This is a genomic window from Streptomyces niphimycinicus (assembly GCF_018883605.1).
Taxonomy (GTDB): domain Bacteria; phylum Actinomycetota; class Actinomycetes; order Streptomycetales; family Streptomycetaceae; genus Streptomyces; species Streptomyces niphimycinicus.
Window position 1 is genome coordinate 1 of sequence record NZ_JAHLEM010000034.1, and the last position, 5984, is coordinate 5984.

At 71.8% G+C, this 5984-nt stretch carries 5 protein-coding genes; 4 read left to right on the forward strand and 1 reads right to left on the reverse strand.

The genetic code is table 11. The features are described from left to right. Window positions 1-165 precede the first annotated feature (165 nt). The 3 genes from KN815_RS04150 to KN815_RS04160 all read left to right on the forward strand — a co-directional run bounded on the left by KN815_RS04150 (window position 166) and on the right by KN815_RS04160 (window position 2743). Window positions 166-900, forward strand: coding sequence for a molybdopterin-dependent oxidoreductase (locus KN815_RS04150; RefSeq protein WP_216340282.1), 735 nt, complete (start codon window positions 166-168; stop codon window positions 898-900). Between the two features lie 97 nt (window positions 901-997). Further along, complete coding sequence (locus KN815_RS04155) at window positions 998-1639, forward strand: cytochrome b/b6 domain-containing protein (RefSeq protein WP_216340284.1); 642 nt, start codon at window positions 998-1000, stop codon at window positions 1637-1639. 81 nt (window positions 1640-1720) lie between these two features. Next, window positions 1721-2743 carry a glycoside hydrolase family 6 protein gene (locus KN815_RS04160; RefSeq protein ID WP_216340286.1) on the forward strand — a complete coding sequence of 341 codons (1023 nt, stop codon included), beginning with the start codon at window positions 1721-1723 and terminating at the stop codon, window positions 2741-2743. Window positions 2744-2822: 79 nt separating this feature from the next. On the opposite strand, the gene KN815_RS04165 is transcribed toward KN815_RS04160, so the two are convergent. Further along, a complete protein-coding gene (locus tag KN815_RS04165) occupies window positions 2823-4742 on the reverse strand; it encodes a glycosyltransferase family 2 protein (RefSeq protein WP_216340288.1) in 1920 nt (639 codons plus the stop codon). Between the two features lie 277 nt (window positions 4743-5019). On the opposite strand from KN815_RS04165, the gene KN815_RS04170 reads away from it, so the two are divergent. Next, on the forward strand, window positions 5020-5984 hold a 965-nt coding region (locus KN815_RS04170; RefSeq protein ID WP_216340290.1), incomplete at its 3' end, for a glycosyltransferase.

Genomic DNA, 5984 nt, shown 5'->3' on the forward strand with positions numbered 1-5984 from the left:
GGGCGGCTGCCTCTTCTCGGGCCGTACGGCGGGGCGGGCGGCGGCCAAGGCGGTGGGGTAGCCCCGGGGCGCGGCCGACGGGCTCGGCTCCCGGAGTCTTACCGAAGTCTGACGAATCCCGGGCGGACCTGGCGCACCACCCCCGCCCGGTGCTCTTATCGACCCATGGACCCCAACACCGGTGCCGGCTCGGACGGCCACGGCGCCCCCGTCGGCCGGCGCCTCGTCCTCGGCATGCTCGGCCTCGGCGCGGGCGCGATGGCCGCGGCCCCCTGGCTGCAAGGCCGCCTGGAGGCCACCCTGGGCGCGGTGGCCGACAAGGACCCGACGGGGTTCACCGGACTCCTCCCCAACGGCGGGGGATTCCGCTACTACTCCGTCACCTCCTCCGTGCCCCACAAGGACGCGGGCAACTACCGCCTCACGGTCGACGGACTCGTCGACAAGCCCGCCGAGTACCGCCTCGCCGATCTGCGCGCGCTCCCGCAGACCCGCCTGGTCCGCGATGTCCAGTGCGTCACCGGCTGGCGGGTGCCCGAGACCCCGTTCGAGGGGGTGCGGCTGTCGACGCTGCTCGACGCCGCCGGGGTGGGGCCGCGGGCCAAGGCCGTCCGCTTCACCTGCTTCGACGGCGCGTACAGCGAGAGCCTGACCCTGGATCAGGCGCGGCGCGCGGACGTCCTGGTGGCGCTGAAGCTGCGGGACAAGCCGCTGGGACACTCCCACGGCGGGCCGGTGCGGCTGTATGTGGCGCCCATGTACTTCTACAAGTCGGCGAAATGGCTCTCCGGGATCACCGTCACCGATGAGGTGCGGCCCGGCTATTGGGAGGACCGGGGCTATGACGTCGACGCCTGGGTCGGCAGATCGAACGGACGCGACGATGACCCCACCGCCTGAGCCGACTCCACCCGCCGAGCGGACGATGACAGCGCCTTCGCGAGCCGGAAACCGGAGCCGGGGCCGGGGCCGGGGCCGGGACCAGGACCGGTCGCGGGTGCGCCGGTTCAGCCCCGCCGAGCGCTGGATCCACCGCACCACCGCCCTCCTGCTGGGCGTATGCGTGGTCAGCGCGGGCTGTCTCTATCTGCCCGAGCTGGCCGAACTCGTCGGCCGCCGCGCCCTCGTCGTCACCGTCCACGAGTGGAGCGGCATCCTGACACCGGTCCCGGCCCTGCTCGGGCTCGCCTCCCGGGCCTTCCGCGCCGATCTCACCCGGCTCAACCGCTTCGGCCCGCACGACCGACGCTGGCTGCGCGCGGCGCTGCGCCGCGACCACCGGCGGCAGGAGCGCCCGGCGGGAAAGTTCAACGCCGGGCAGAAGCTGTACGCGGGGTATATCGCGGGCGCGGTGCTGGTGATGGCGGGCACCGGGCTGCTGATGTGGTTCACCGGTCTGGCCCCGCTGGTGTGGCGTACCAGCGCCACCTTCGTCCACGACTGGCTGGCGCTGGCCATCGGCATCGTCCTGATCGGCCATATCGGCAAGGCGTTCGCCGATCCGGAGGCCCGGCGCGGGATGCGCACGGGCCGGGTCGAGCGGTCGTGGGCGGCCCGTGAGCATCCGCTGTGGCGTACGGACGAGGACGCGGGGCACGACATCGGAGAGCATGAGCGCCAGGTACCGCTGGACCAATAGCCACACGTCGCATCCGCTGAACCAGTGGCCACGAGCGCCACGTCCACTGAACCCATGACACCCGGTGCCATGATGCGTCGCATGCGCGAGAAAGGTGCAACAAAGACCGTTATGCGGCTCGCGGCGCATGCCGCCCTGTGCGCCGTGGCGATGCTTCCGCTGAGCGGCTGCCGCATGTTCGACGCCCCGCTGCGGCGGGGCGGGCTCTGGGTGAACCCGGACAGCCCGGCCGCCCGGCAGGTCCGGGAGCGGCAGGACGAGGGGAAGAACCGCGACGCCGCGCTCATCCGGCAGATCGCTCAGCAACCGGTCGCCGAGTGGCTCGGCCCCGCGCCGCCCCGTGAACGGGTCCGCTTCATCACCGAATCCGCGGCGCGGACCGGGTCCACTCCGGTCCTGGTCGCCTATCACATCCCGTACCGCGACTGCGGACGGTACTCGGCGGGCGGAGCGCGGAGCGCCCATGCATACCGGCGCTGGATCGAGCAGATCACCCTGGGCATCGGCGACCGCAAGGCGATCGTCGTGCTGGAACCCGACGCGGTGGCCCAGCTCGTCGACGGCTGCGTACCGGCCAGGCTGCGCACCGCCCGGCTGGCGATGCTCCGCGACGCGGTCGCCATGTTCGCCGCCCTGCCGCAGGTGCGGGTGTACGTGGACGCGGGGAACCCGGGCTGGATCAAGAACCCCTACCGGCTGGCGCGGTCGCTGCGCGAGGGCGGTATCGAGCAGGCGGACGGCTTCGCGCTGAACGTCTCCAACTTCCAGCCGACCCGGCGCACCAAGGCGTACGGCCACCGGCTCTCCGCCGCCCTGGACGGCACCCACTTCGTCATCGACACCAGCCGCAACGGCAACGGCCCGCTGCGGCTGCGCGGCGCGGCCCGGCACGGTATCCGGGCCCGGGACTCCTGGTGCAACCCGCCGGGGCGGGCGCTGGGCGAGCGGCCCAGCACCACCACCGGAGACCGCTTCGTGGACGCCTATCTGTGGATCAAACGGCCCGGAGAGTCGGACGGAACCTGCAACGGCGGGCCTCCGGCGGGCCACTGGTGGACCAAGTACGCGCTCGACCTGGCCCGCAACGCCCCCCGCCGTCATTAGCCGGGCGGCTGCCCTGCCGCTCAGCCGCTCAGCCGCTCAGCCGCCCAGCCGCCCGGCTGCCCTGCCGCCCGGCCGCCGGTCACAGCGCGCAGACCGGCGCCTTTTCCTTGTCCTCGTTCTTGCTCTTGTTCTTCTTGTTCTTCGCTTTCGGGACCGCACAGGGACTGGCCGCGTCGCGCGCCGTCGGCACCGTTCCGCGCGCCGGGCGCTTCCGGCCGCGGCGCAGCAGCCCCGCCGACCAGATCGCCACCGGCGCCAGACACAGCGCCAGGGCGAGCACCGCCCAGGTCCGCATCACCGCATGGGCATGGCCCAGGAAGAACGAGGCGACCAGAGAGGAGCCGAACACCCCGGCCCACAGCAGATGGATACGGAACGTGGAGAGCCGGTCCGGGCTGGACGAGTCGCCCTTGGGCGTGACCACGAACCGGCTGGTGCGGCGCAGCGCCGCGTCGCACAGCGACTTGGCGTAGATCGGGGCCGACAGCGCCGAGAGCAGCATCCCGGCCAGCCCGCCGGAGCCCTCCGGCTCATGCGGGGAGACGTTGTGCCGCCGGTTCCAGATGTACAGCCCGATCTGAAGCATCGCCGCGTCCCCGTAGAGCATCATCCACATCTCGGCGGGGATATGGATCCCGGCCGCGCCCAGCACCAGGAACAGCGCACACGACAGCGCGGAGAGCATCCAGTTGAGCGCGGTCATCGGGTAGTACGCGATCATCAGCGAGTAGTTGAGCAGCTTGCCCGGCGACAGGGTGAACGGGCCCTTCCAGAACTGCTTGAGCACGGTCTCGTAGGTGCCGCGGCTCCACCGCATCTGCTGGGTGAAGAAGTCCGTCCAGGTGCTCGGCCCCTCGCCGACCGCGAGCACATCGGGGGTGTAGACCGAGCGCCACTTCTTGCGCGTGGCCGGGTTGCGGTGGCGGTGCAGCTCGAAGCCGGTGGCCATGTCCTCGGTGATCGAGTCGTACAGCCCGCCGATCGAGCGCAGCGCGCTGATCCGCACCGCGTTGTTGGTGCCCACGAACATCGGGCCGCCATAGGCGTTTCCCGCCCGCTGGATCAGCGCATGGAAAAGGAACTGCTGGCTTTCGGCGGCCTTGGTGACCGGGGTGTCGTAATTCCCGTAGACCTGCGGGCCGACCACAAAGGCGATATCCGGATCCCGGAAGTAACCCAGCATGCGCTCCAGGAAGTTGGGCAGCGGCACATGGTCGGTATCCACACACGCCATGAATTCGTATGCGTCGCCATGCGCATCCAGCCAGGCGTTGTAATTCCCGTGCTTGGTCCTCGCCCGGAAAGCGCCCTTCGGCTGATTCCACTTCTCGATGCCCTTACGGGAGAAGTGCCGTACGCCCAGCCGTGCGCACAGCGCCTTGACCTCCTCGTCGTCCCCCTCGTCCAGCAGCCATACATCCAGCGGCCCGGTGTGCCGGATCCGCACCGCCCCCTCCAGCGTGGCCCGGACCATCGCGATCGGCTCCTTGCCGGGCACGAAGCTGGTCAGGAAGGCCACCCGGGTCCCCGGCTGGGCCACTACCGGCACCGGATCCCGCGCCACCAGCGTCGCATGGGCGTTGGAGACGACCGTGAACAGGCGAAAGCCCTCGATCAGCGCGATCGACACCAGCATCGCGAGGTCCGCCGCCCGCTGCCACCACGGCGCATAGGCGCGCTCCAGCCAGTGATCGGGATGCAGCAGCCACAGCAGCAGCAGCGCCGAGCACACCGGCGCCGCGCACAGCAGCAGCGCGGCACGGATCCGGTGCGGCTCCTGCGCCAGCAGGCTCCGGCAGCGCACCCGGTAGGGGCGGTCCGTGGGGGCGTTGGTCAGCGGGCCCGCCAGCTCGCTGTACCGCTTGTACTCGTACACCGAGGCGGAACGGTGGTGCGGGACGCGGGAATCCGACGCGGTACGCGCGAGCGGCATCCCGGCGGATACGGCGTGTGCGGTGGCTTTCCGGGGGGAATCTCTGACGGGGGTCGGTGCAGACATCTGGGCACTCCCGCGGGGCTGGCTCGAACCGAATGGCGCGCCGCGATGACCCATTCGGGCCATATTCTTCAGGTCATCGCGCGAGATGAGAAGGTAACAATCCCATGGGGACTGACGGTGCACTTCGGATATTCGGCGCGCCCTTGTCGGCGGTCCATAAGACATCCACTCCGACGGCCCAGCGGTGCGCGTCTTACGTGATTTACATCCCGCCGTCTGGCAGGGTCGGCACCGATCGAAGCCCATCGGAATACGGAGGATGGGGCGCAGTCGCCCGATGAGAGTCCTGCACATCATCTCCCGCCTCGGGGCCGGAGGAGCCGAACAGCAACTGAGGCTGCTGCTGCGCCATTTGCCGGTGCGCTGTGACGTCATCGCCCTCTCGGGCCCGGGCGCCACCGCGCACGGCATCCGCGCGGACGGCATCCCGGTCACCCATGTGCCGCTGGGCGCCGGACGCGAGCGGCAGCTCACCACGGTGCCCGCACTGGTGCGGATCATCCGGTCCGGCGGCTACGACCTGGTGCACACCCATCTGTACCGGGCGTGTGTGCTCGGCCGGATCGCCGCCCGGCTGGCCGGGGTGCGGGCGGTCATCGCCACCGAACACAGCCTGGGCGAGCGGCGGATCGACGGCCGACCGCTCACGGCCGCGCTCCGCGCCCGCTATCTCGCCGCCGAGCGGCTGGGCTCGGCCACCGTCGCCGTCTCGGCCGCCGTCGCCGACCGGCTGCGCGACTGGGGCGTGCCCAACCCCCGGATCCATCTGGTGCCGAACGGGATCGACGCCCGCCACTTCCGCTTCGATCCGGCCGCCCGGGCGGCGGCCCGCGCCCGTCTCGGCCTCCCCGACCGTGCCTTCGTGGTCGGCGGGGTCGGCCGGCTGGTGGCGGACAAGCGGTTCGACGCGGCGGTGCGGGCCGTCGCCGAGGTGCCGGACACCCGGCTGCTGCTGGTCGGCGAGGGCCCCGAGCGCCCCGCCCTGGAGGACCTGGCCGCCCGGCTCGGCGTGGCCGACCGGGTGCGGCTGCTGGGGGAGCGCGACGGCGCGGTGGCCCCGCCGGACGACCGGCCCGCCGGGCTGCCCGGACTGCTGGCCGCCATGGACGTCCTGGTCTCGCCGTCCACCGAGGAGGCGTTCGGGCTCGCGGCCCTGGAGGGGCTGGCGGCCGGGCTGCCGGTGCTGCACACCGTCTGCCCCGCCCTCGACGAACTCCCCGCCGGGGCCGTCCCCGGCGCCCG

Excerpts from the sequence above, each read along its gene's own strand:
- KN815_RS04165 (WP_216340288.1), bottom strand. The coding sequence starts at position 4,742 with ATGTCTGCACCGACCCCCGTCAGAGATTCCCCCCGGAAAGCCACCGCA.
- KN815_RS04150 (WP_216340282.1), top strand. The coding sequence starts at position 166 with ATGGACCCCAACACCGGTGCCGGCTCGGACGGCCACGGCGCCCCCGTC.
- KN815_RS04160 (WP_216340286.1), top strand. The coding sequence starts at position 1,721 with ATGCGCGAGAAAGGTGCAACAAAGACCGTTATGCGGCTCGCGGCGCAT.